Raw genomic sequence first — 24,382 nt, forward strand, 5'->3', positions numbered from 1 at the left:
CAGGCCGTCCTGCGCGACCTCCGCGAGCCGCCGCCCCGCCTCCGTCAGCACGACCCCGCGGCCCTCGCGACGCAGCAGCGGGGCGCCGACGAGCTCCGACAGGCGCGCGAGCGAGCGGCTGGCGGTGGGCTGCGGCACGCCGAGCTCGGCGGCGGCCGCGGTGACGCTCCCGGTCCGGGCCACGGCGACGAGCATCGGCAGCAGCCGGAGGATCGCGGGGTCGTCCATGCCTTGAGCGTATAGGTCATCGCACGACAGGTATTAGTCATGCGCTGGCAGCGGTTCTAGCCTCGGAGGATGAGCACCAGCGTCCGCCCCGCCGTCGACGCTCCCGCCGTCTCGCAGCGCCGCCTGACGATCGCACTGCTCGCCGCCGGCGTCGCCACCTTCGCCGAGCTCTATGCGGTGCAGGGGGTGCTCCCGCAGTTCTCCCGCGAGTGGGGGATCTCCGCGTCGGACGCGGCGCTGACGGTCTCGGCGGCGACCGTCGGACTCGCGCTGATGGTGCTGCCCTGGGCGTCGATCGCCGAGCGGATCGGGCGGCTGGAGTCGATGCGCATCGCGGTGCTCTCCTCCGTGGTGCTCGCCCTGCTGGCCTGTGTCGCGCCGTCCTTCGAGGTGCTGCTCGTGCTCCGGTTCCTCAGCGGGGCGGCGCTGGGCGCGGTGCCGGCGCTCGCCGTGGCGGCGATCCACGACCGGGTCGGCGGGGCGGGTGCCACCGCCGCCGCCGCGGCCTACGTCTCCGGGACGACGCTGGGTGGAGCCGCCGGGCGCCTGCTGGCCGGCCCGCTCGCGGCGGTGGTCGGCTGGCGCGGCGCCCTGCTCGCCGTCACGGTCGTCTGCGCTCTCGCGGCCGTCGCGTTCGTCCTGCTCGCGCCGCGCGGTGGCGCCGTGGCGGCGCCGCGGGAGGCGGGCGGCTGGCGCGGCAAGATCGCCCAGGTCCTCCGCGACCCCGTCCTGCTCGCGGTCGCCGCGCAGACGTTCTTCGTCGTCGGCGTGTTCGTCGCCGTGTACAACTACCTGGCCTTCCGGCTCGAGGCCGCGCCGTTCGCGCTGCCGCCGGCGCTGGTCTCGCTCCTCTTCATCACCTATCTCGCCGGCACCGCGACTTCCCGTCTCGCCGGGGTGTGGGCGCCGCGCCTCGGCCCGCGGGTGCTGATGCGGATCGGCGTCGCCGCGATGATCGTCGGCCTCCTCGTGATGCTCTCGGAGCTGATCGTGGTCGTCGTCTGCGGCCTCGTCCTCTTCTCCGCCGGCTTCTTCGCCGTGCACGCGACCGGCGCGGCCTGGACCGGCGCGCGAGCGGCTCCCGCCCTCCGCGGTCACGCCGGCGCCGTCTACACGATCGCCTTCTACGTGGGCTCGGGCATCGGCGGCTGGCTGCTCGGCTTCGTCGTCGAAGCGGGCGGCTGGGGCGCGCTGACCGCGGTGATGATCGCCCTGCTGCTCGTCGGGGCCGGCTGTGTGAGCCTGCCGAGCCGCGCGCGCGTCGCCTCCGTGCGCTGACGGCCTGGCCGGTCGCGGCGCTTCTGCGACAGGATGGGGACTCGCGCACGGAGTGGGGGACTTCATGGCCGACAGCACCCGGACGGATCCGCGGTTCCATCCCGCTTACCAGCGCGGGTACCGGGGGCAGGGGGCGCCGGGAGTGTCCGCGACGCCCGCGGAGGAGCGGTTCCGCCGTCCGCGGGGAGCGGAGGCGGGCGAGCTGCGCCGCTCGACGAGGTCGGAGGAGCCCGGGCCGATCCGTCCGCGGCGCCCGAGGCCAGCGTCGGCGCCCGAACCGTCGCCGATGCCGGCCGCTGCGGCGCTGCCGAGCGCCCCCGCCGTCGAGACGGACGGCGCGCAGGCTCCGGTGGGCGGGGTCGACACGGAGACAGGGGCGGCTGCGGCGCTCCGGCCCTCCGCGCTCGATCGGCGCGTCCCGCTCGCGCTCGCCGTGCTGGGTGTGCTGTTCCTGGTGTCCGGGGTGGGACTGCTCTGGTCCGCCACCTCGGCGATGTACGGGGGCTACAGCGCTCAGCAGAGCGAACTCGACCGGTTCGTCAGCGCGGTCACCAACTATCTGGCCGGCCCGGCCGTCACGATCGGCCTGCTCTCGATCGGCGCGGCGATCGCCGTGCGGGCGGCCCGCTCGTGACCGGGCGAGGGGGCTGGTGGGGCCTGCTGCTGGGCTACACCGCCCTGCTCTGGGCGCTGGCGCTGGGGGCCTGCTGGGTCTCGGCGGTGCAACCGGACAACTGGAGCTACACCGACGGCGACGAGGTTCCGCTGGCCGCGATCGTCGCGAGTCTGCTGTGGCCGGTCGCGACGGCACTCGGCACCGCGACCTTCGCGATGACCGCGGCGACCCTCGCGCTCGGACTCGTGCGCGCCGGTCGGGGCAGGCCCGTCGTGGAGGACGAGGGACCGGAGGACGAGGACCTCGAGCTCGGCGAGGGCGTCCTCGTCGAGTCGCTGCCCGCGGGAGGCGCCGGCCGCCGTTCCTGACGCCGCGCCTCGCTCCGCCGCGGGCCGTGCGACAGGATGAGACTCCGAGTGCACGAGGCGGGGGCGGTCATGGTCGACAGCAGCAGAACGGATCCGCGGTTCCACGCCGCCTACCAGCGCGGCTACCAGGGGCCGGCGCCGGAGGTGCGCCGCCGCGAGGAGGAGGCGTACCGGCGCCCGCGGAGGCCGGGCGGGCGAGTGGCGCGGATGGATCCGGGCCCGCGTGTGGAGGCGGCCGAGCCGGTGTCGCCGTTCGCCGGCCTCTCGTTCGTGCCGGATCCCGCTGACGTCGAGGCCGCCGAGGACCGGCCCGTCGCCCAGGAGCCGCCGCCCGCGACGCCGACGGTCGTCCGTCCGCTCGGGCGCCGGGTGCCGCTGACGCTCGCCGTCGCGGGCCTCGTGCTGATCCCGCTCGGCCTCGCGGCCGTGTGGTGGTCGACGCTCGCGTCGTACACGAACAACGTCGTCTATGAGCGGCTGGAACCGGAGCAGTACCTGCGGATGCTGCTCGGATTCGTGGCGTCGCCCGCTCTCACCGTCGGCCTCCTCGCGCTCGCCGCAGCGGTGGTGCTGCAGGCCGTGCGGCGGTCCCGCGCGTGAGCGGTGCTCGCGTCTGGTGGACGGGCGCCGTTCTCCTCGATCTCGTCCTGTGGGCAGCTCTGCTGGCGATCCCGGCGATCATCCTGGTGCTGCCGAATCAGTGGCAGGGCGACTCGCTGACCGCCCCGATCGAGATCGTCTGGCGGTCGGCGCTGGCGCAGGCGGCGGGCCCCCTGGCGACCGCGGCGCTCGGGCTGCTTGTGGTGCTCGCGGTCGCGGCGGCGCAGCACCGCCGGGTGCGGCCCGCGCCCGCGGACAGCGAGGACGCCCCCGACGCCTGGGTCGAGGGCGAGCTCGTCGAGCGCTGACGGCGCGGGGTCTCGATACGCCGCTGCGCGGCTACTCGACCAGCATGCAGGGGCCGCTCCGCTGCTACTTCGCGAGGGCTCCGAAGCGGAAGAGGTAGGTCGCGTCGAGGGTGTCCTCGATGCCGGTGACACCCGCGGCGGCGACGACGGTCTCGCGGCCCTGGAGCAGCGGGACGATCGGGGCGTCCGCGGCGGTCTGCGCCTGGATCTGCTCGATCGCGGTGGCGCGTGCGGCGGGGTCGGTGGCGGTCGCCTCGGTGTCGATCAGGGCGTCGACGGCGGGGTTCGAGTAGCCGTTCGCGACCGACGCTCCGGTGGTCGAGTAGGCCGAGCGGAGGAAGTTGTCCGGGTCCGGGTAGTCCGGGAAGAAGCCGAGCTGGTAGGCCGGGTAGCCGGCGTCCGGCGAGAGCTGCTTCACGTAGCTGGTCCACTCGGTCGACTGCAGGTCGACGGTGAACAGGCCCGACGACTCCAGCTGCGACTTGATCAGCGCGTACTCCTGGTCGGAGTCCGGGCCGTAGTGGTCCGAGGTGTACTGCAGCGGCAGGGTCACCGGGGTCGAGACGCCGGCGGCGCTGAGGATCGCGGCGGCGGCGTCCGCGTCAGGGGTCGTGCCGTACGCGTCGGCGAAGGCCTGCGTCGCGCCGGTCTGCCCGTCGAGCACGACGGAGTAGGCGGGCGTGTAGGTGCCGCGGTAGACCTGCTCCGACAGCTCGTCGCGGTCGACCAGCGAGGCGACGGCCTGGCGGATCGCGAGCTTCTGCTCGGGAGTGCCGCCGGGCTGGGTGTTGACGTTGAAGGTGAGGAAGCGCACCGAGCCGCCGGGACCGTCGACGACCTGCAGGTCCGCGTTGCCGCGCAGGTCCTCGACGTCGGTCGCGGTGAGCGAGCGGTAGGCCACGTCCACGGCGCCGTTCTCCACGTCGAGCCGCAGGTTGGTCGACGAGGTGTACGGCCGCAGCACGACGTCGGCGGTCTTCGGCGCGGGGCTCGAGGTCGACTCGTTCGCGGCGAGCTGCAGCAGTCCGCCGGCCTCGTAGTTCTGCACGGAGTAGGGCCCGGAGCCGATCACGTCGGCGTCGTCGAGCAGTGCGTCGGCGGGGAAGACCTCCTCGTCCACGATCGGCCCGGCCATGCTCGAGAGCACGTACGGCCAGGTCTGGTCGTTCGGCACGGCGAGGGTGAAGACGACGTCGTCGCCGTCCTGCGCGACAGACTCCATGTTCGCGAGCAGCGGCGACGGGCCGTTGTCCGCGGCGATGTCGACGACGCGCTGGAACGAGAAGACCACGTCCGACGCGGTCAGCTCGTCGCCGTTGGAGAAGGTCAGGCCGGGCGCGATCGAGCAGCGGTAGGTCGTCGCGTCGTCGAAGCCGCACTCCTCGGCGGCTTCGGGGACGGGCGTGGTCGAGCCGTCCGCGTAGCTCAGGAGGTGCTGGTAGATCTGGTTCTGCGGCGTGAAGCTGCCGCGGTCCCAGGCGCCGGCCGGGTCGAGCGAGACGATCGAGTCGGTCGTGCCGATGACGAGGCGCTCGCCCGAGGCGGAGTCGCCGGTAGTGGCGCCGGGGGCGGTGCAGCCGGCGAGGGCGACGGCGGTGCCGAGGGCGGCGAGTACGCCGAGGGCGCGGAGTGTCTGCATGCTGCTGCTTTCGTCCGTGGTGCGGGGGAGTGGTCGGGGCAGGTGAAGAAGAGGGCTCAGAGGGTCGCGAGCCGGAAGCGGTCGAGCGCGTCGGTGCCGTCGACGAGGTCGGCCAGCAGCTCGCCGAGCACGGGCCCGAATTTGAAGCCGTGGCCGGAGAAACCGGTCGCGAGGGTGACACGGCCGACGCGGTCGAGCACGAAGTCCTCGGTCGGCGTGATGTCGTAGAGGCAGGAGATCGGGTCGGCGCTCGCCGCGTCGACGCCCGGCAGCCAGTCGGCGACGTACTCGACGAGCCGCGCGAGCCGCTCGGGCTCGGCGCGGAAGTCGCGGTGGTCCGGATCGACGACGCGGCCGGTGCCGTGCTCGCCGACCTTCACGCCGATGCCCGGGGTCGCCAGGCCGTAGATCGTCGGCTCGTCGCCGCGGTGGTGCACGAAGCTCGGCCAGGCGTCGAGCGGCAGATCGGTCGTGAAGTGCGCGGGCTGCTCCTGCGTGATCCGCAGCGGCGGGAGGGAGCGGCCGGCCGCGGCGACCAGCCCGCCGACGAGTCCCGGCGTCCAGGATCCGCCGGCGACGACGACCGCGTCCGCGAGCAGCGGACCCTCGTCGGTGACGACGCGGACGCCGCCCTCGCGCTCCTCGATCGCCCGGACGCCGGTGCTCGCGCGGACGAACGCGCCGTGCGACTCCGCGGAGCCGAGCAGCGCCTCGATCGCCGCGGCGGCGTCGAGCCGTCCGCCCTCCGGGTGCAGCAGCACGTCGGTCTCGAAGCGCAGGCCGGGCCAGCGCGCGGCGGCCTCGGCCGCGTCGAGCCGCTCGACCGGGATGCCGTCGCGGGCGAAGGCCTCCTCGATCGCGAGCAGCGCGAAGGCGTCGCCGTGGTCGATCGCGCCGGTGGCGGTGAAGAGGCTCCGGCCCGACTCCCGCTCGAGCCGCGCCCACTCGGCGGCGGCCCGGCCGGTCAGCGCGCGGTAGTCGTCCTCCGCGTAGCCGCGGCGGAAGATGCGGGTCTCGCCGTGCGAGGAGCCGCGGTCGTGGCCGCGCTCGAACCGCTCGAGCAGCAGCACCCGGTCGCCGCGCTCGGCGAGGGCGCGCGCGGTGGCGGCGCCGACGAGGCCCGCGCCGACGACGACCACGTCGCGGCCGCTCACCGGGCGCCCACCGCGTCGACCAGCCGCCGGGCCGGCATCGCCGCGCGCACGGCGGCCTCGTCGGGGAACTGCCGAGCGGCGAAGCGGGCGGGGGCGTAGCGCTCGGCGTCGCCGAGGGTCGTGCGGCCGTGGAGGACCAGCTCGGCGACGAGACGGCCGAGTCCGGGTCCGTGCGTCACTCCGGACTCGTTGTCGCCCGCGGCGACGAACAGCCCGGGCAGCTCGGGGACGGGGCCGGCCAGGAAGCGGCGGTCGGCGGTGTAGGAGACGACGCCCTGCGTCCACTCGGTCTCGCGCAGCGCGTCGGCGGAGGCGGAGATCAGGCGGGCGATCAGCGGGGCGAGGTGCGCGTCCATCGCCTCGACGAGGTCGGTGCGCTGCGGGCGGCGGTCGGCGGCGGCCTCGTCGAGCGGCTCGTAGCCGACGCCGTTGCCGTAGGTGAGGCCGCCGAGGTGCTCGCGGACCCAGAGGCCGCCGAGCTCGGGCAGCATCAGCGTCGGCAGGTGCGGGAGGCCGAAGGGCGCCGTGGTGAGGCGGCTCGCGACGATGCGGGCCAGCGGGAGGCGGCGTCCGAGCGGGGCGAGCAGCTCGTTCGTCCAGGAGCCCGCGGCGAGCACGACGCTGTCGCCGGAGAAGGTGCGGCCGTCGGCGGTGCGCACGCCGCTCGCGCGGCCGTCGGTCGTGAGGACTTCGGTGATGGGCGCGTGCTCGACGATCTCGACGCCGGCCGCGCGGACCGCGGCGATCAGGGCGAGGCCGGCGTCGGGCGCGCTGATCTGGATGCCGTCGGGCTGGAGGAAGCCGCCGGTGACCGCCTTCGCGTCGAGGCCGGGGACGAGCTCGGCGGCCTCCTGCGGCGAGAGCTCGCGCGCGCCCAGCGGTCGCAGCGGGTGCTCGACGAGCGGGCCGAGGTGGTCGCGGACGCCCTCCTCGGTGACGGCGAGCCAGGCGCTGCCGGTCTCGCGGAGGAGGATGTCGACGCCGCCGCGGTCCGGATCGACGGCGAGGGCTCGGTAGAAGTCGAGGCCGTACTGCTCGAGGTCGCGCTCGGACTCGTTCCAGTACCAGGCGTAGCCCGCGGCCCAGAGACCGACGAAGCCCGCGCCGGCCGCCGTGGTGCCGCGCGCCGCGTCCCCCGACTCGACCAGTGTGACCCGGGCGCCCCCGCGCGCGAGGTGCAGCGCAGTGGCGGCTCCGAAGAGCCCGGCCCCGACGACGACGACATGCCTACTCATGCTCGGTATCCAACCAGCGGTGCCCCTGCCGGTCGAATCGATATGACGCCCCGAGTCCCTCCCTCCCCTCTGCGAGATGCCACTTGTGCACGCTTCTGTCGGCGTGTCGCGTGCACAAGTGGCATCTCGCGGGGCGCGACGGGGCGCGCGCCAGGCCAGGGGGGCGGGGAGGAAACAGTTTCGGTAGGGTCGGGGCACCGTTGAGAGGAGGGGCCTGTGGCCCGCACGCCGGACACGCGCGTCACGCTGGACGTCGTCGCGGCGCACGCCGGTGTGTCGAAGGCGACCGCGTCGAAGGTGCTGAACGGCCGGCCGGGCGCCTCCGCCGCCACGCGCGCGCGGGTCGAGCAGTCCCTCCGCGAGCTCGGCTACAGCCCGAGCACCAGGGCGCCCCGGGTCGGCGGCGGCGTCACCGTCGTCTTCGACACCCTGCTCAGCGTCTACTCCCTGCGCGTGCTCGAGGGCGTCGTCGGAGGCGCGCAGAGCGAGCGCGTCGACGTCACCACGGGCGTCCTCGCGCCGAGCGGTTCCGCCGACGAGACGCTGCGCTTCGACGCCGCGTTCGTCCGCTCGGTCGCGGCGAAGGGGCACCTCGGGATCCTCGCCGTGACCACCGCCATCGACGCCGAGATCGTGGCGGCCGCCGCCGAGGCAGGGCTGCCGCTCGTCGTGGTCGACGCGCCCAACCCGCTCGACCCGTCCGTGGTCAGCGTCGGCTCGAACCACTGGGTGGGTGGGCAGCAGTCCACCGAGCACCTCGTCTCGCTCGGACACCGGCGGATCGCCTTCGTGGGAGGCGACGCGCGCAATCCGGGGCTGCGCGCTCGCTACGGCGGCTATCGCGAGGCGCTCGCCGCGGCGGGCCTGCCGGAGGACCCGGCCCTCGTCTCCGAGCAGGGGATGGGATCCGCCGAGCACGTGGTGCCGGCGCTCCTGGGCCTGAACGATCCGCCGACCGCCGTCGTCGCGACCAACGACATCGACGGTCTGCAGACGATCCGCGCCGCGATAGCGGCCGGCCTCCGCGTCCCCGAGGACCTGAGCGTGATGGGCTACGACGACACCTTCGCCGCGCTGCCGACCGCCGTGCTGCTCTCGACCGTGCACACCCCCATGCACGACCTCGGCCGCCTCGGCCTGGAGACCCTGGTCCGGATGCACGACGGCATCCCCCCGCTCTCGCACCGCATCGAGCTGGCCACCAGCCTCGTCGTCCGCGAGTCGACGGCCCCGCCGCGCGCCTAGACCCTTGCTCGGTGCGGGCGGGGTTCAGGCCGTCGCGCCCCGCGAGGCGCGCCGCACGCCGAGCAGTACGACCAGGCGGAGGAAGCCGACGAGGCCCGTGCCCAGCAGCGCGGCGAGGAGCAGCAGCACGGCGACTCCCGCGACCCAGGTGGTGTCGCCGCTGACGTCCTCGACCAGGAACTCGAGGCAGAACAGCGCGAGGCCGGCGTAGGCGAGGACGAGCACGATGATCGTGCCTGGGCGGCGCAGGCGCTGCCGCGGGGTGCGCCAGAGGGCCGGCGGCTCGAGCCAGCGGCGGAGCAGACGGATGACGAGGGTGCCGACGAGGCCGGTCAGGCCGGCGCCGATCAGCACGACGCCGGAGGAGCCGAGGGGCGTCGAGTTCAGTCCGGCCAGCGAGAGTGCGATCCCGACGCCGATGAAGACGGCGCCGAGCCCTCCCGCCGCCATCGCCGACCACATGCCGAAGCCGCCGCGGAGCACGCTCTCGCGCTCGGGGCGCGGCTCGAGGGGGGCGTCGACGAGGCGCTGCGGAGCGGGCGGGGCGGAGGACGCGGGAGAGGGAGTGGCGGAGGCGGCCGCGGGCTCGCCCCACACGGGCGCCGCCCCCGTCGTCTCGACCACGTTCTCGCGGACCGGGATGTAGCGCAGCGGCGCGTCGATGCGGACCTCCGGGCGACCGCGGACGACGGCCGTCGCGCTCACGGGGACGCCGCGGGAGAGAAGGACGGGCGCGAGCAGAAGGGAGCCGGACGGGTCGATCGACCACTCCGGGGTCTGCGGCGGGGCGCCGTACCACTCGGCGGAGGACGAGCCGGCGAGGGTGAAGGAGATCGGGCGGTCCGCGACGAAGGTCGTCGGGGGGAGGTCGGTGCGGCCGAGGTTGCGGACCGTCGCGGTGACCCGCCACCAGTCGTCGCCCGCGTGCGACAGGCGCACGTCGATGTCGACAAGCGAGGCCGGCTTCGCGCGGCGCTGGCCGATGACGACGGCGACCACGGCGGCGGCCGCGACGATGAGGCCGCCGAGCAGGCCGACGACTCCGAGAACGATCTCCATGGGGCCAGTCAACCATCCGGGCGGGGGCGTGCGGCCGGGGGTGCGGGCGGGGTGGATCTCGATACGCGCGCGGGGCGCGCTACTCGATCAGCAGGGAGGAGCGCTTCCCGCGCTGCTCGATGAGCGGGCAAGCCATGGTGGTCGAGTAGCCGCGGAGCGGCGTATCGAGACCTGGCGTGCAGGGGGTGGTGGATCTCGATACGCGCGCTCCGCGCGCTACTCGATCAGCATGCTCGGCACCCGGGCGCCCCATCGCGGGGTTTGGCGGCTCGCAGCGGGGTCCGCATACTGGAGGACCGCCCCCAACAGGGAGCGTTCAGCTGCGACAGCGGAGGGTGGAGCGGTGTCGACCGTGCGTGACCGGGCCCCCGCGGCCCGACGAACCGCCAGCATCCTGCCTCTCGCAGTGGGTGCCGCGGGGCTCGTGGTGAGCCTCGCGCTGGCCGTCGTGGCCGCCTCCGTCGCCTCGGCGCCCGTCCGCGTGCTCGGTCTGCCGCTGCCGCTGGTGCGCGGCAGCGCCGTCTGGCTGAGCGTCGCCGGCTACGTGCTGACCCCGCTGCTCGTCTTCCTCGCGACCGGCTGGGACCTCTCCTCCCAGCGCGCGCAGTCCCTCCGCGACGCCCGCCGCTTCGTGCCCGACGCGCGCTACACCCGCGCGCTGTACTGGCTGTCGGCGGCCGCGCTCGTGCTCGGCGCCTGGCACGTGCTCAACATCAGCGTCCCGATCTCCGAGTGGCTGAGCCGGTGATCCGCCGCGCCCTCGCGATCGCCGTCACCGCGCTCCTGCTGACCCTCGGGCTCGGAGCGGCGGCGCAGCCCGCGCAGGCGGCGACCACCACCAGCACGCAGACCGCCTCGCTCACCGACATCGGCCGCGGCGCGATCGAGGACCTGCGCACCTGCCTCTCCTCCTCCGACGTCCTCAACGTCTACTACCTCGTCGACAGCTCCGGCTCCCTCAACACCGGCGGCGACGACGGCCGCGGCTCCGACCCCGACGTCGCGCGGGCCGGCATCCTCGCGGGCAGCCTGCAGGAGCTCGGCGGCCTCCGCGACTCGCTCACCGTCAACTGGGGCGCCGCCTTCTTCAGCCGCGCCTTCGAGCCGGCGGTCGACTGGCGGCCGTGGTCGCAGGAGAGCCCGGAGGCGCTCGCCGGCGTCATCCGCGACAAGACGCCCGGCGGCGGCACCAACTGGCTGGCCGGACTGCAGGGCGTGCAGACCGCGCTGCAGAGCCAGCCGAGCGCCGGCTCCGCCTGCCAGCTGGTCATCTGGCTGACCGACGGGGAGATCGATCTCGGCTCCGCGCAGGTCACGGCCGACGCGACCAACGCGCTCTGCGGCGTGCGGATCGACCCCGACGGCGACGAGCCCGAGGGCAACGGCCTGCTCGCGGCCCTCCGCCAGGCCGGCGTCGTCGTGCTCGGCACGCTCCTGGCCGACGGCGAGCAGCGCGAGGAGGCCCGCGTGATGTGGCCGCTGGTCGAGGGCAGCGGCGCGTACGGCGGCGGTACCGCGACCTGCGGGCCGGCCGTCGCACCCGAGGGCTCCGTCCGCGGCGCCGTCGTGGACGCCTCCGACCCCGACGCGCTCGCCTCCGTCTTCCTCCAGCTCGGCGCGCGCATCGCCGGCGGCGCCTCCGAGGCGCTCGATGCGAACGGCTCCTTCTGGATCGACCCGGGCGTCGCGCGGATCCAGGCCGTCGTGAAGGACGGCTGGACGCTGCAGGCGCCCGCCGCCTCCGGCCTGGGCACGATCTCCGCCTCCTCCGGCGTCCCCGAGGTCACCGTCTCGCAGTCGTCCGGCGTCTCCCGGCTCGAGATCACCGTCGACCGGCCCGAGCTGCAGGGGCAGTGGACGCTCACCTCGCCCGGCACCACCGAGGTCTTCGCCTTCAGCGACCTGCGGATCGTCTTCGACGACGCCAACCAGGTGCAGCGCGGCGAGGACGGCACGCTCTCCGCGGCCCTCACCGCCCGCGTCCAGGACCGCGCCGGTCAGCCGGTCGACCTCTCCGTCTTCGGGCAGGCGGACTTCACCGCGACCAGCACCGCCGACGGCGCGACCGCCGACCTGCCGGGCGCCGCGATCGACGCGGCCTCCGGAGTCATCACGATCCCGCTGCCCTCCGACGTCACCGCCTCCGAGCTGCTCGTCACCGCCTCGCTCGAGCCGCTGACCACGGCCGAGCACGCGGTCGAGCTCGCCCCCGTCACCACACAGCAGCGGATCACCACCGTGCTGCCCGCCGCGTTCCCGAGCGTCGCGTCGCCGCTCGTGCTCAGCGAGCTGACCGGCGCCGACGGCCGCGCGGAGGGCACTCTCGCGATCCAGGGTCCGACCGCGGGCACCGACGGCCAGGTCTGCCTCGCGAACGCGCCGACCGTCACCAGCGACAACGCCGACCGCGACGGCGGCTGGATCTGGACCTTCACCGGTCCGACCGGAGTGGCGCTCTCACCCGGCGACTGCATCGTCGTGGCGACCGGCGCCTCCGCGGTGCTGACCGTCGCCGCGGAGAACGACACCCCCGCCGATTCCACCGTCTCGGCGACCCTGCCCCTCGACATCCGCACCAGCGACGGCAGCAGCGCCCCGCAGACCGTCGCGATCTCCTTCCCCTCTACCTTCCCGGTGAACGCGGCGGCGATCGGCCTGGTCGCGCTCGTCCTCCTGCTGCTGGGCGTGCTCCTGCCGCTGCTCGGCCTGTACCTCTTCAACCGGGCGAAGGCGAAGATCGCGATGGAGGGCTCGTTCCAGCGCGGCACGCTGCCGGTCGAGATCACGCCCGAGGGCGTCCGCTCGGCGCTCACCAGCGGCCGCCTCGACGAGCGCTTCCGCTACCTCCGCAGCGAGACCGGCGTGCGCGAGCTGCCCGACCCCGAGCTCGGCCGCCTCCGCGCGCACGTGCCGTGGTGGCCGCTGAAGGCGCCCAGCTACCGCGTCGGCCCGCCCGCCGGCGGCGTGATCGTCGCCTCCCGCACCGGCACCCGCGGCACCTCCGCCGGGCGACCGCTCGGGAACGGCGGAGTGGAGTTCTCCGCCCTCCCGCTCGACGTCTTCTGGGCGATCGTGGTCTCGGAGCAGGAGCTCGAGCGTCCCCGCGGCGACGAGCCCGTCCACGCCACGGCCGTGCTCTACCACCGCGTCGACCGCGACGACGAGGCGCAGTACGACCGCCGCCTCGAGGACCTGCTCCGCGACTCCGGCGAGCCCGCCTGGAAGACCGTCGAGGTGCTGCGCCGCGAACGCGCGGCGAAGCGCCCGGAGCGCCGGGAGCCGCAGCAGCCCGTTCCCCCAGCCCAGCCCGCGGCCGCCGAGGCCCGCTCCTCCGTGCCGCCGCGGAGTGCCCAGAGCGGCACCCCCACCGCGACCCCGCCCCGCCCCTCCTCGCCCCCGCGCCCCGGCGGCCCGCCGCCCCGGACGCAGGGCGCGCCCGGCCGCCCCGGGGGACCGCCGCCCCCGCGGCCCGGCGGCTCCACCCCGCCGCCGCCGCCACCCGGCCGGGCCGGCCCCCGCACCCCTCCGCCGCGCAGTCGCTGACCGCGACGCGCCTCCCACAGACCCGCCTCACGACACACCGCGCTACCGCAGGAACACCGCGCGACCAGACGAAAGCAGGACCTCATGCTCAGACCCTTCCTCCTGATCGGAGTCGGCGGCTCCGGCGGCAAGACCCTCCGCGGCATCAAGTACCAGCTCGAGCTCAAGCTCCAGCAGCTCGGCTGGGAGGGCGGCATCCCCGCCGCCTGGCGCTTCCTGCACTTCGACACCCCCACCGTCCAGGACGGCATGGAGTACCAGGCGCCGTTCCTGCCCCGGCAGGACTACCGCGGCCTGGTCAGCACCGCGGCGACCTTCGACATCGTGCACGGCTCGATCACGAGCGCCCACGCGACCAACAACGCGATGCGCCACGACATCGAGCGCCAGCTGCCCGATCCGCGCCTGGTCAAGGTCGACGTGACCAAGGGCGCCGGCCAGTACCGCGCCGTCGGCCGCGCCGTCGCGCTCGCCGCCACCAAGGAGATCGCCCAGGCCGCGCGCCTCGCGATCGGCAAGATGAACGACGCGGAGTCGCTCGCCGAGCTGCAGACCCTCGGCCAGCGCCTGCGCGCCCGCGACGACGGCGGAGACGGCAGCCCGATCGTCATCGTCATCTCGTCGGTCGCCGGCGGCTCGGGAGCCGGCCAGTTCCTCGACATCATCGAGATCATCAAGTCGACCGCGAAGCAGTACCCGTGGTCGAACCAGTTCTTCAGCATGCTCTACGCGCCCGACGTCTTCGATCAGCTCTCGGTCACCGCCGGCATGCCCGGCAACGCGCTCGCCGCGATCTCCGAGACGATGAACGGCTTCTGGACCGACACCCCCTCCGCCGCGACCCTCGAGCTGCTGCGCACCAAGGGCGTCGCCCCCTCCTACGGCGCCGCGATGGACCGCGTCGGCGCCGCGTACCCCTTCATCGTCGGCCGCAGCAACAGCAAGGTCACCTTCGAGGACCAGAACGCCGTCTACGACGCCGTCGCCACCAGCCTCACCGCGTGGATGATCGACGAGCGCGTGCAGGACGACATGATCGCCTACTCGTCCGGCAACTGGCAGGCCCGCTCGGCCGCCAACGTGCTGCCCGACAACTCGGGGCTCATGAGCCCGGCGCACCACTCGCCGCCGTTCTCCTCGATCGGCTTCGGCCGGGTGACCCTCGGCCGCGAGCGCTTCCTGGAGTACTCCGCCGAGCGCTTCGCCCGCTCCGCGATCGACCGGATGCTCTTCGCGCACGCCGAGGAGGACCCGCAGTTCGAGCGGATGACCGAGCGCGAGTACATCGAGAAGTCGGCCGACAGCGAGTACCAGCGCTTCCTCCGCGAGCTGCGCCTGAACGAGGAGACCGCCGAGCACAACGACGTCACCGACGCGCTGCGCGGTCAGAGCACCCTCGACCTGATCAAGGCCGAGCTGCAGCGCGGCGCCGACGACGAGCTCTCCCGGCCCGAGTCGCTCGACCGCCAGGGCGGCACCGACATCACCACCTGGACCGACCGGCTCGTCAACGAGTTCACCCGGCACAGCCCGCGGCTGCTGCAGCGCGACCGCGAGGCGCGCCAGCGCCGCCTCGACGAGTGGACGCGCACGATGCCCGGTCACATCCTCGAGACGGTCTCGCGCTACGTCGCCCAGGACGGGCTGCCCGTCGTCACCGCGATGCTCCGCCGCCTCGAGCGCGGCCTCAAGGGTACCGTCGACGCCCTGCGCGTCGAGGCCCGCCAGCACGAGGAGTGGGTGGGCACCCTCAGCTCGCTCGTCTCGGACGAGCTGCGCACCTCGGCCAACCAGCAGTCGATCCGCCCCGACCAGGAGGCGGTGCAGTTCGCCATCCAGCGCCTCGGCCAGGCGCTCGAGTGGTCCTCCGAGGCCGCCCTGCGCGACTCCGCCTGGGCGCTGCTCGCCGAGCTGCGCGAGACCTTCCTCGGCCCGCTCGCCGACTACCTCGACGGCTCCCGCACCGCGCTGCTGCAGCGCGTGCACTCGCGGAAGACCAGCGACGACCGCGAGAACGCCTACGAGTTCTGGCCCCGCCGCGTCGACGAGACCGTGCCGCGCAAGTACTCGCCCGCGCCGAACGAGCGGATGCTCGTCGAGCCGGAGAAGTACCCGGCCGAGTTCCAGAAGCTGGTGCGCGCCTCCGTCGACGGCGACGCCAAGTACCAGGACGCCGTGCTGCGCGTGCTCGCCGACCAGCTCGTCGGCGTCAGCCCGGACAGCGAGTCGGACACGGGCGCCTGGTCGCTCGTCGGCAACCCGCGCACCTGGAAGCCGACCGTCACCGCGGACCCGGCCGTCGCCAACCCGGCCCAGCGCGCCTCCTTCGAGCTCGCGACCGACCCCGAGGTCTACGTCGGCCGCGCCCGCGCCTGGATGAAGCGCGACGGCACGCCGTTCGCCGCCTACATCGGCGAGGACCTGCTCGGCTTCTTCGACTCCGAGGTGCTGCCGCCCGACGTCTTCGCCGCCCGCCGCGACCGCTACCGCGAGCAGCTCCAGGCCGCCCTCGGCGCCAGCGAGCCGCTGGTCAAGCTCAACCCGGCGCTGCTGCGCGCCGTGCACGGCAAGGCGATCAACGAGGACACCTCGCTGGTCTTCAGCTCGATCCCGTTCCGCGCCGGCACCGAGATGTACGAGGTGACCAAGGGCGTGCTCGGCCAGATGGGCGTCTGGGACGACGCGACCAGCGAGTCGTGGTTCCAGGACCAGAAGGTCGACGGCATCGAGGTCTTCGCGATGTCCGGCTTCCCCTACGAGCCCATCGTGATGGACTCCGTGATGGAGCCGATCGCCCGCGGCTGGCTCGCGCAGTCGAACACCCAGGACAGCCGCGAGGCGTTCTGGAAGTTCAAGCGCGCCCGCCTGCTCGGCGAGAGCATCCCGGCGGACCCGCGTGCGATCGAGTCGATGATCCGCGGCTGGTACGTCGCCAAGGCCCTCGGCCGCCTCGCCGTCGACGCCTCGCAGGGCGAGAAGGGCCCCAAGCTCTCCGTCTGGGACCCGTCGACCCGCGCGCTCGCCGACTTCCCGCACCCGCTGCTCAGCGAGCGCAACGCCCGCCCCGCCGACTTCCCCGGCGTCGTGCTGCAGTCGCTCGCCATCGCGATGGCGCTCTGCAACGTCGACGGGACGCTGGCGCCGCTCGCCGCCTACCGCGTGCTGATCTCGCTCGGCGGCAGCCGCGGCGAGGAGACCGAGCTGGCCGAGTGGCTGCAGACCGGCGCGCTGCCGACCGGCGCTCCGGTGCCGGAGTCGTCCCGCGCCGGCAGTGCGGACGGCGACCTCGCGTCGCGCCGCTCCGCCGTGCAGGCCTATCTGACCGCCGAGCTGGCCCGCTTCGACAGCGACATCGTGCAGCAGGACGACATGGTCTCGGTCTACGACTACCCGGTCACCTGGGAGATGCGCGAGCAGTTCCGCGAGGCGCTGCTGGGGCTGGTGTCGTCGGTCGTCTCGACCGGTCCGCGCGACTCCGGAGTCTGAGCGTGCCCCCGGAGATGCGCCCGGACGGCTACGGTCACGCCGGCTTCTGGCCCGACGGCAAGGCGGCGATCGTCCTGCTGCCCAGCGGCGCGCAGGGCGAGACCCTGCTCGAGCTGGCGGCGCAGTGGACGAAGACCGGCCTGCTCGGCCAGGCCCTCTGGGTGCTGCCCGAGCACGTCAAGACCTCGCCCTACGCGCCGCCGCAGATCGAGGCCGTGGTGCTCGGCGTGGGCGCCGACCTCGAGTCGGTCGCGATCGCGGTCGACCTGTTCGAGGCGCTCGCGGAGGAGCCGCTCGCCCTCGTCCGCCTGGTCACCCTCCGCTCGGCCCTGCCCGAGCGCGAGACCGACGAGGCGCAGGACGCGGTCGCCGACCTCGTCAGCCGCTGGGTGCGCACCTCGATGCCGCTGCCGAACCCGTCGGCGACCCTCGCCGATCAGACCACGGAGCTCCGCCGGGTCACGCTGATCTGCGCGCCGACCGCGTTCCAGCTGCGCGAGCGGGTGGAGGCGCACGAGCACGGCTTCGTCGTCATCGCCTCGCCCGAGGACCGCTCGAGCCCGTGGTCCGGCGACGCCTTCGTCCGCGACGACGAGCGCTTCACCGGCTTCACGCTCACCCACCTGGCCAGCGTCGCCGGGCTGTGGAACGGCGTCACCGACGGCAGCGTCGAGCTGATGAGCCGCGAGTCCGACGGCGGCGACTCCGTCTGGATCTCGCGGGTGTTCCTCAACGCGGTGCTGACCGAGTCGCTCGGCCGCCGCGTCGCCGCGGGCGTGCTCGAGAACGCCGCCCGCCCCGACTCGCTGCTGATCGACCCCAGCGTCAGCCCGCCGCCGCCCGGCACCGCCTACATCGACGACGGCCAGATCGCCGGCTACGTCGACAGCATGGTCGCGGGCGCGCTGCGCCTGGACGGCGGCGCGCTCACCTACGACTCCGCCGGCTCGCTCGACGTGCCGGAGCCCGAGCGGATCGGCTTCTGGGCGCAGATCGGCCGCTTCTTCGCCTTCTCGGCGGGCAAGCTCGTGCAGATCCCGCGCTGGGCCGTGCTCTGGGTGACCTCGAGCGCGAACCGCTCGGTGACCCGCGCCCTGCACACCTCGCAGGGCTCCGCCGTCGTCGGGGCCGACTACGACGAGGTGCTGGACGTCCGCGACCGGCTCCTCGTCGCCGACCTCGAGCACCTCCGCGACGACGAGGGCCGCGCCCGCGCCGAGGCCGACGCGCCCGCCGCGATGGCGCACGTCCGCACGACGCCGCAGCTCTGGGCGGGCCTGCGCGAGCTGGTCTTCGGCGCGCTCGACGGCAGCGCCGACCTCCGCGACGCGGGCTTCGCGCCCGTCGAGGGGGCCGTGCCCGTGTTCGGCCGGGTGGGCGACGTGCTCGCACTGCCGGACGACCCGTGGGTGTCGTCGGGCTATGACGTGCCGCCGGGGTTCCCGGAGCGGGTGGACTGGTACGCGCTGGCGCTCGCGGATCCGCGGGAGAGGCTGCAGAACTGGGTGTCGGCGTCGGAGGCGGCCGTCGCGGCCGCGGCGGTGCCGACGGTCCAGGAGGCGGACGCTCCGGTCGCTTCGGAGCCCGAGTCGTCCGAGCCCGAGCCCGAGCCCGCGCCGTCCGAGTCCGCCGCGTTCGCGCCGCCCGCGCAGGAGACGCTCGTCGAGGGCGAGGCCGCCGAGCCGCGGACCGTCGTCCAGATCGAGGTCCCCGCGGAGGAGGCTCCCGAGCCCGCGGAGCCAGTCGTCTCCGCCCACGACGCCGAGGCGCGCCGCTCCGGCCGCCTGCAGGCGCTCGGCGAGTACGACCTGTGGGCCGGCCGGCAGAGCTCCTCGTTCGTCTGGCGCTTCCTCGACAGGATCGGCGCCGAGCGCCGCCGCGCCGAGGACGAGGTCGCGTACCTCAAGGGCGAGATCGACGCGATCCGCCCGCAGCGCCCCGGCGAGCTGCTGGGCCTGCGCCGCGAGTTCCACCGCACGCTGCTCGTCGGCTGGGTCACCGTGCTGGCGCTCGCGTTCGTGGTCGGCGTCGGCGTCTGGTTCGTCAACGACTACGCCTCGCGGCAGCCCGCGGGCACCTTCGATCCCGGGCTGATCACCTCTGTGCTCTTGTGGGTGCTGGTGGGCCTGGCCGGTGCCGGAGTGCTGATCACGCTGGTCTCGCTCGTCCGGTACCACGCCGGCTGGTCGCGCTTCGAGCGGCGGATCCAGCTCGAGCGCACCCGACTCGCGCACTACGGCCGCAGTGCCCGCCGTGCCCGCGAGGAGGCCGCGCGCCTGCGCTCGGTGCACCGCCAGGCCGTCGAGTGGCTGGTGCTGCTGTCCAAGGCCGTGCACCGGCCGTGGCACGTGCCGCCCGTCTGGCTGCAGCACGAGACCTTCGACGTGGAGCGCGGGGCCATGCCGTTCGCCGTGCGCCTCGCGACCGTCAGCGGCGAGGAGACGGCGGCGGTCGCCCGCATGCGCGCCGCGATGACGTCCAAGCTCGTCCGCCGCGGCTGGCGGCACGAGGCCTTCGAGGCGCTCGTGCAGGAGATGGCTGCGGACTACGGCGCCGGCCAGGGCTTCGGCCTGTCGGCGCTGGACGAGGACCTCCCGCACTCGTCGAACCACACCCGGCGGATGCTGCTGCGCGCCCTCGACGACGAGTCGCTGCTCACCCGGATCGCCGCCCCGCGCCTGGCCGACATCGTCGCCTCCGTGCAGCGCGACGAGGAGGCGATCGCCCGCCCGCGGGTCCGCCCGATGGGCACGAATCCGCTGAATGCGCTGCGCCGCCCGGAGGACTTCGAGGGCGTCGAGCTCGACGTGCCGTGGGACGACTTCCTGCTCGACTCGCTGACCCGCGCCGACCCGATGACCCCGGTGAGCGCCACGGTGCTGACCGAGCTGCAGGTGGGCGAGCGCTACCACGAGCGCGTGACGAGCTTCCTCGTCGCACCCTCGCGGCTGCAGGAGCGGCTGCGGTTCGACCCGTCGGCGCCGATCCACGTGGTGCCGTTCGAGGCGTCAACCGGGTCGCCGGTGGATCTGGTGTGGCGCGTGGATGTGGTCGGGCCGGTGCCGCGCGCGGCGATCCGGCTGTGGGACGGGGCGGTGCGGGCTTCGGCGCCCGTCGTCCCGGCTGACGGCGACTCGGGGGTGTAGTCGGTGGTCGGCAGGCCGCCGCCGCCGCGACCCGGTGGGGTGCGGCGCGTGGGGGCTCCGGGGCTCGGCCGGGGTGCCGGGCGGCCGGGGGCTCCGGCCCGGTATCGGCGGGCGCGGCGGGCGCCGTGGTGGGTCTGGATCGTCGCGGCCGTCGGGGTCGCTGCGGTCGCGTTCGCGGTGGTGGGAGTGGGGGAGACGGTCGGGACTCCCGGTGCGGGGTCTGCGTCCGACCCTTCTGGTCCTGAGTCGACCGCTCCTGCTTCGCCCCCTCCCGCGACGGCCACTCCGTCCGCCGCTACCGCGACGGCCGCGCCCGCGTCCGTCCCCGCGTCACCGGCGGCGGACCCCACCGACTCCGCCGCCCTCGCGCTGGCGACCCTCGCCGCGCTGCCCGTGGATGACGGCCGAGCCGACGTCCCCTACGACCGCGACCTGTTCGGCGAGTCCTGGAAGGACGTCGACCGCAACGGCTGCGACACCCGCAACGACATCCTGGGCCGCGACCTGCTCGACCCGGTCTTCAAGCCCGGCACCCGCGACTGCAAGGTCCTCTCCGGCACCCTGGTCGACCCGTACGACGGCACCGCGGTGTCGTTCGTCTCCGGGAGCGACACGTCCCGTCTCGTGCAGATCGATCACGTCGTCGCCCTCGGCTGGGCCTGGCACCACGGCGCATGGGCGTGGACGGACGAGCAGCGCCTGCTGTTCGCGAACGACCCGGCGAACCTCGTCGCCGCCTCGGACGACACCAACCAGTCCAAGAGCGACGCCGGCCCGGGGGAGTGGCTGCCGCCGGCCCCGGAGCTGCGCTGCGGGTACATGGAGCAGTTCGTGGGGGTGCTGGGGGCGTACGGGCTGGCGGTCGGGGCGGAGGACCGGGCGGCGGCGGAGGCAGTGCTGGTCGGGTGCTGATGCGCGCCGGGGCTGTGCCGCCCGCGGAGCCTGCGCGCCGTGCTCGGCTAGCCTGAGCGGCACTATGGCCTTCGGCGTGGACGCGGACTGGGACGACCCGATCCGTTCGACCGGCCACCGCGCCGGCGGCCCAGGCGCCGCCTCTCCGTCCGCCAGGACCGCGTCACGGCGATCCTGCTGCTCGTCCTCCTGCTCGTGCTCGGCGCGATCCTCTTCGTCCTCGTCCTCATCGAGAACTTGACCTTCGATGCGAACCGCGTGAACGACCGCCTGGACGGCGTCTCGGTTCTGGGCGAGACGATGTGGATCGTCCCCGGAGCTGTGAGCCTGTCCGCGCTCGCGACGCTGGTCGCACTCCTTCGCCCCGACAAGTCCCGCCGCATTTGGTGGATCCCGGTAGCCCGTGCGGCAGTCACTGTCGCGGCCTTCCTGGTTGCGTCTGGGATCGTGATTCTCGCCGGGCGGTGACCCGCAGCGGGACGAGCCGTTCTGCGCCTGGTCGTCGAATACGGGCGCGCACGGTCGGTGGCGGGCTGAGCAGATCCAAGTTGTCCTCCGCGGATGGGAGGAGGAACAAAGGAAGGCTGAATGTAGACGCGAGCGGATGGTGTCGCGGAATTAGGTAAGGCGGCAGTACGCGTATGTATTAGCTCGGGGGCGTTGGGCGTGCACGCCCTCGGGGTTGGCGCCCAGAACCTGAAGGCGTCGGAGGCAGTACCGTTGCGGTGCTGACGCCTGCTGGTGCTATGCGGGCTAGAGCGCATCTGCACACCGTGCAACTTTTCGTTTGCATGTGTGGTGCGAAGCGGCCGATCCGCCGACAATGAGTGCATGGATGAAGACGATTTTGAGGCTCACGAACCGAAGTATCCGCTGAGTGGGGACACGAGTTTCGTGACGTGGGTGGAAAGTTTACGGACGTTGTCGACGACCGACGCGTCAATTCGGAAGGCAAGCGCGACTGCTACAGACGCTCGTCGCATGAAGGACCTGCAAGTCATGTGCTCGCCAATCACAGTCCAATCGATACGAAATAACTATTCAACAGTCGTGGACAAGCTTGTGTTTCTCGCCGAAATCAGCGGGACTCATGTAGGTTTCTGCGTTGCAATGCCAGGAGCATGTGCCTCTGATCCGATATTTATTCAAGTTGTTGCGGTTGCGCCTGGCGCGCAGAGGCGAGGAATAGGACTGGCGCTACTTTATGCTGCAGCGGAAGGCGATGAACAGCGTGATTTGGTGGTTGCCACGCAAGACGACAACAGAGCAGCCCGTGCATTAAATGAAAAGTTTGCACGAGAGCTCGGTGCACCGATGCGGAGGGTCAACTTACGAACATATTCGGATCGTAATCTTGGTATCACTAGAGGGTTCGGCTACCGCGTATGGTTATTAGATCGCAGTACCCATTAATCCGCAATGGCAGGGCGTATAAGCGGCGAAGAGCTCATGCTAATAATTAGCGGATAAGAATCGAACTTACTGCCGACGGTGGCCAGGGGTAGATGGTGGGTTTAGGTGCCGAGATGTCGAGGGCGTTGTCTCGTCTTCGCGACTGATTCGGGGAATCGCGCGCTAAAGTGAACGACCAACTCGATTGGGGCCGGAGCTCAATTCTTAGTGCAGAATCGCGAATCAGCGACGCAAAAGGCTCTATGTTGAGGATGCCGCATTGACAGAAATGAGTCGTGCGGACACGAGCGAATCTCGCCATGATCCGCGCCGACCGTTCCTATGCTGCCAAGATGCCGTCGCATTTATATACCTCTGACCTTGCCTTCGAGCTAAACATCCCCTGGCGGGATGCGAGCAGTCTGTTACAAGACCACTTCGGTGTGTCCGAGGATCGCGCACAAGGGTGGAGCTTCACTCAGGCTGGCCTTCGGGCGTTTAGAAAAGATCACCCCGCTCCTCCGGTGTCCTCGCGGACATTTGATCTACAGGTAGGCCGTGAGATCCTTCGAAGGTCGCTGCTCATCGCGCTTGGCGGTACTTGGCAAAGTGGTATCGCTCCATCGCAAGAGCTACCCGAGATCTTCGTTTTCACCAATCCGAAGCAAGGCGCTCGGTTCGGATATGACATTTACGAAGGTCCTCAGGCGGATGGATCCTATTCCTATACGGGTCACGGGGCTTCTGGTCCCCAAGTATTTGAAGACTCGAATAAGGCATTATTGAACGCTAATGAAGATGGAAAAACGATCAGATTCTTCACCGTCAAAGGGGTGAGGGTTCGTTACATGGGTGCGTTCAAGAACGGTAGCCCTTCGTTCGAAATGAAGAGAATTCCAGGAGAAGATGAAAAGATGCGAGATGGCATTATTTTCAAGCTAGAGCCCCGGAAAGATCGAGATGAAGATATCCTGATTGACGTCCAGAATGGAAGTGCGAGAAGCGCGACCGGTCTCAAGCCATGGGTCACGCCCGATCATAGCGATGTTGTGATACCGCGTTCTGAGCTCGCGCAAGTAGAAGATCGAGTAATGACTCGTGTGGAATTTGAGCTTCAGGTAGCATTCGCCAAGTGGTTGCTTTTGAAGGCAATGCCACCTTCCTCCCTTCCTCTCCAGACTGGATCGACGCGTCTGCACCCCGATTTCTTCGTTCCAGCAACCGGTTGGATCGTGGAAGCGAAACGATCAAGTTCTCGAGAAAATGTGCGTATGGCTATCGGACAAGTCTTGGATTATGCGCATCTCGCGCGTTTAGAAGATCGTACCGTGGTCCCTGTGGTCCTACTGCCTGACGATCCCGCTGAAGACCTTCAGCGGTTGCTTGCGAGCTTAGGTATTTTGTTGATAGTGCGCCGAGCAGAAATATTTGAGATAGTGGAGATTAGTGGTTGAGTGTCAGTCTTGCAACTGCTGCAAGATCGGGCGCTGCCCAATTCAATGGGCCAAGCTCACTTCGCGTGAGCCATTTCAGCTGGTCGTGGTCAGTGCTCGACACGGGCGTAGCTCCGGCTAAGGACGCCCACCAGCAACTGAGGCGGATGATTCGGCTTCCGACCTGGCTATCGTCAGTGGTCAGCAGGTCACCGACCGTAACGGGAACGCCGAGCTCCTCCGATACCTCGCGCATCAGTGCCTGTTCGTGGGTCTCGCCGGCCTCGACCTTGCCGCCCGGGAACTCCCATTTGCCGCCGGCGTCCTTCTCCGGTCGGCGGCGGCAGGCCAGGATGCGGCCGTCGCTCTCGATGACGGCAGCAACAACGTCGAGGACATCCACGACTCCATCATGGGGCACCCTCACAACCAAGGCTGAGGGGCGCTCTTCGCCGGAGTGTGCAGCCCTCCAGGCGCTCAGCCTTGGTTTCGAGGCCGGGCCGCTGAGCAAGCCGCGCCTCCGCCCCGTCTTTGACGCCCCCGCCACCCCCGTGTTACGTTCACTCTCGGACATGTGACTGGTCGTGCAGGCAGGATCCGACGAAACGCGTAAGCAGCGTCGTCGGGTCCTTTTTTTGTGCCCGGACGCCTCCTGACGCGCCGATGACGGTGCGGGGACAGCGACGGAAGCAGCGAGAACGCGATGCAGCACAGCGCAGGGAAGCGCGCGTCCCCCACAC

General features: G+C 72.1%; 19 protein-coding genes and 1 pseudogene. 14 read left to right on the forward strand and 6 right to left on the reverse strand.

Features of this window, described 5'->3' with window-relative positions:
- Positions 1-90: 90 nt before the first annotated feature.
- A pseudogene (locus HRK28_RS20820) lies at positions 91-228 on the reverse strand (LysR family transcriptional regulator); the annotation flags it as partial.
- A 69-nt stretch (positions 229-297) separates the two neighbouring features.
- On the opposite strand from HRK28_RS20820, the gene HRK28_RS10330 reads away from it, so the two are divergent.
- The 5 genes from HRK28_RS10330 to HRK28_RS10350 all read left to right on the forward strand — a co-directional run bounded on the left by HRK28_RS10330 (position 298) and on the right by HRK28_RS10350 (position 3,398).
- A complete protein-coding gene (locus tag HRK28_RS10330) occupies positions 298-1,506 on the forward strand; it encodes an MFS transporter (protein WP_173251384.1) in 1,209 nt (402 codons plus the stop codon).
- A 286-nt stretch (positions 1,507-1,792) separates the two neighbouring features.
- On the forward strand, positions 1,793-2,140 hold the full coding sequence (locus HRK28_RS10335) for a hypothetical protein (RefSeq protein ID WP_173251386.1): 348 nt from the start codon (positions 1,793-1,795) through the stop codon (positions 2,138-2,140).
- A complete protein-coding gene (locus HRK28_RS10340) occupies positions 2,137-2,490 on the forward strand; it encodes a hypothetical protein (protein ID WP_173251388.1) in 354 nt (117 codons plus the stop codon). The genes HRK28_RS10335 and HRK28_RS10340 overlap by 4 nt, the downstream gene beginning before the upstream one ends.
- Positions 2,491-2,559: 69 nt before the next feature.
- Positions 2,560-3,090: a hypothetical protein gene (locus HRK28_RS10345; RefSeq protein WP_173251390.1), complete on the forward strand. Its 531-nt coding sequence runs from the start codon at positions 2,560-2,562 to the stop codon at positions 3,088-3,090.
- Positions 3,087-3,398 carry a hypothetical protein gene (locus HRK28_RS10350; protein ID WP_173251392.1) on the forward strand — a complete coding sequence of 104 codons (312 nt, stop codon included), beginning with the start codon at positions 3,087-3,089 and terminating at the stop codon, positions 3,396-3,398. Before HRK28_RS10345 ends, HRK28_RS10350 begins: the two co-directional genes overlap by 4 nt.
- Positions 3,399-3,462: 64 nt before the next feature.
- Here the strand turns inward: HRK28_RS10350 and HRK28_RS10355 are convergent, their stop codons facing one another.
- The 3 genes from HRK28_RS10355 to HRK28_RS10365 are packed head-to-tail and all read right to left on the reverse strand — an operon-like array spanning position 3,463 to position 7,426.
- Positions 3,463-5,037: an ABC transporter substrate-binding protein gene (locus HRK28_RS10355; RefSeq protein ID WP_173251394.1), complete on the reverse strand. Its 1,575-nt coding sequence runs from the start codon at positions 5,035-5,037 to the stop codon at positions 3,463-3,465.
- A 56-nt stretch (positions 5,038-5,093) separates the two neighbouring features.
- A complete protein-coding gene (locus tag HRK28_RS10360) occupies positions 5,094-6,191 on the reverse strand; it encodes an FAD-dependent oxidoreductase (RefSeq protein WP_173251395.1) in 1,098 nt (365 codons plus the stop codon).
- On the reverse strand, positions 6,188-7,426 hold the full coding sequence (locus HRK28_RS10365) for an FAD-binding oxidoreductase (protein ID WP_173251397.1): 1,239 nt from the start codon (positions 7,424-7,426) through the stop codon (positions 6,188-6,190). The genes HRK28_RS10360 and HRK28_RS10365 overlap by 4 nt, the downstream gene beginning before the upstream one ends.
- Before the next feature lie 216 nt (positions 7,427-7,642).
- Between HRK28_RS10365 and HRK28_RS10370 the strand changes: the two genes are divergently transcribed.
- Positions 7,643-8,671 carry a LacI family DNA-binding transcriptional regulator gene (locus HRK28_RS10370; RefSeq protein WP_173251399.1) on the forward strand — a complete coding sequence of 343 codons (1,029 nt, stop codon included), beginning with the start codon at positions 7,643-7,645 and terminating at the stop codon, positions 8,669-8,671.
- 24 nt (positions 8,672-8,695) lie between these two features.
- Here HRK28_RS10370 and HRK28_RS10375 read toward each other — a convergent pair whose 3' ends face one another.
- Positions 8,696-9,730: a hypothetical protein gene (locus HRK28_RS10375; RefSeq protein WP_173251401.1), complete on the reverse strand. Its 1,035-nt coding sequence runs from the start codon at positions 9,728-9,730 to the stop codon at positions 8,696-8,698.
- A gap of 406 nt (positions 9,731-10,136) precedes the next feature.
- Between HRK28_RS10375 and HRK28_RS10380 the strand changes: the two genes are divergently transcribed.
- From HRK28_RS10380 to HRK28_RS10415, 8 genes are all read left to right on the forward strand, one after another.
- Positions 10,137-10,478 carry a hypothetical protein gene (locus tag HRK28_RS10380; RefSeq protein ID WP_173251403.1) on the forward strand — a complete coding sequence of 114 codons (342 nt, stop codon included), beginning with the start codon at positions 10,137-10,139 and terminating at the stop codon, positions 10,476-10,478.
- A complete protein-coding gene (locus HRK28_RS10385) occupies positions 10,463-13,273 on the forward strand; it encodes a hypothetical protein (RefSeq protein WP_173251405.1) in 2,811 nt (936 codons plus the stop codon). The genes HRK28_RS10380 and HRK28_RS10385 overlap by 16 nt, the downstream gene beginning before the upstream one ends.
- An 84-nt stretch (positions 13,274-13,357) precedes the next feature.
- Positions 13,358-16,759, forward strand: coding sequence for a tubulin-like doman-containing protein (locus HRK28_RS10390; protein WP_173251407.1), 3,402 nt, complete (start codon positions 13,358-13,360; stop codon positions 16,757-16,759).
- A 2-nt stretch (positions 16,760-16,761) separates the two neighbouring features.
- Positions 16,762-19,905: a hypothetical protein gene (locus tag HRK28_RS10395; protein ID WP_173251408.1), complete on the forward strand. Its 3,144-nt coding sequence runs from the start codon at positions 16,762-16,764 to the stop codon at positions 19,903-19,905.
- A 393-nt stretch (positions 19,906-20,298) separates the two neighbouring features.
- Positions 20,299-20,817 carry an HNH endonuclease family protein gene (locus HRK28_RS10400; protein WP_367948390.1) on the forward strand — a complete coding sequence of 173 codons (519 nt, stop codon included), beginning with the start codon at positions 20,299-20,301 and terminating at the stop codon, positions 20,815-20,817.
- A gap of 195 nt (positions 20,818-21,012) precedes the next feature.
- A complete protein-coding gene (locus tag HRK28_RS10405; protein ID WP_173251410.1) occupies positions 21,013-21,285 on the forward strand; it encodes a hypothetical protein in 273 nt (90 codons plus the stop codon).
- Positions 21,286-21,648: 363 nt separating this feature from the next.
- Positions 21,649-22,230, forward strand: a complete 582-nt coding sequence (locus HRK28_RS10410) for a GNAT family N-acetyltransferase (protein ID WP_173251412.1) — start codon at positions 21,649-21,651, stop codon at positions 22,228-22,230.
- Between the two features lie 299 nt (positions 22,231-22,529).
- The gene (locus HRK28_RS10415; protein ID WP_173251414.1) at positions 22,530-23,663 is read left to right on the forward strand and encodes a hypothetical protein; all 1,134 of its coding nucleotides are present in this window, start codon (positions 22,530-22,532) and stop codon (positions 23,661-23,663) included.
- On the opposite strand, the gene HRK28_RS10420 is transcribed toward HRK28_RS10415, so the two are convergent.
- Positions 23,653-24,045, reverse strand: a complete 393-nt coding sequence (locus HRK28_RS10420) for a (deoxy)nucleoside triphosphate pyrophosphohydrolase (protein ID WP_367948391.1) — start codon at positions 24,043-24,045, stop codon at positions 23,653-23,655. The two genes, HRK28_RS10415 and HRK28_RS10420, sit on opposite strands and share 11 nt — an antisense overlap.
- Positions 24,046-24,382 lie beyond the last annotated feature (337 nt).

It is taken from the genome of Rathayibacter sp. VKM Ac-2835 (assembly GCF_013266705.1).
Classification (GTDB): Bacteria; Actinomycetota; Actinomycetes; order Actinomycetales; family Microbacteriaceae; genus Rathayibacter.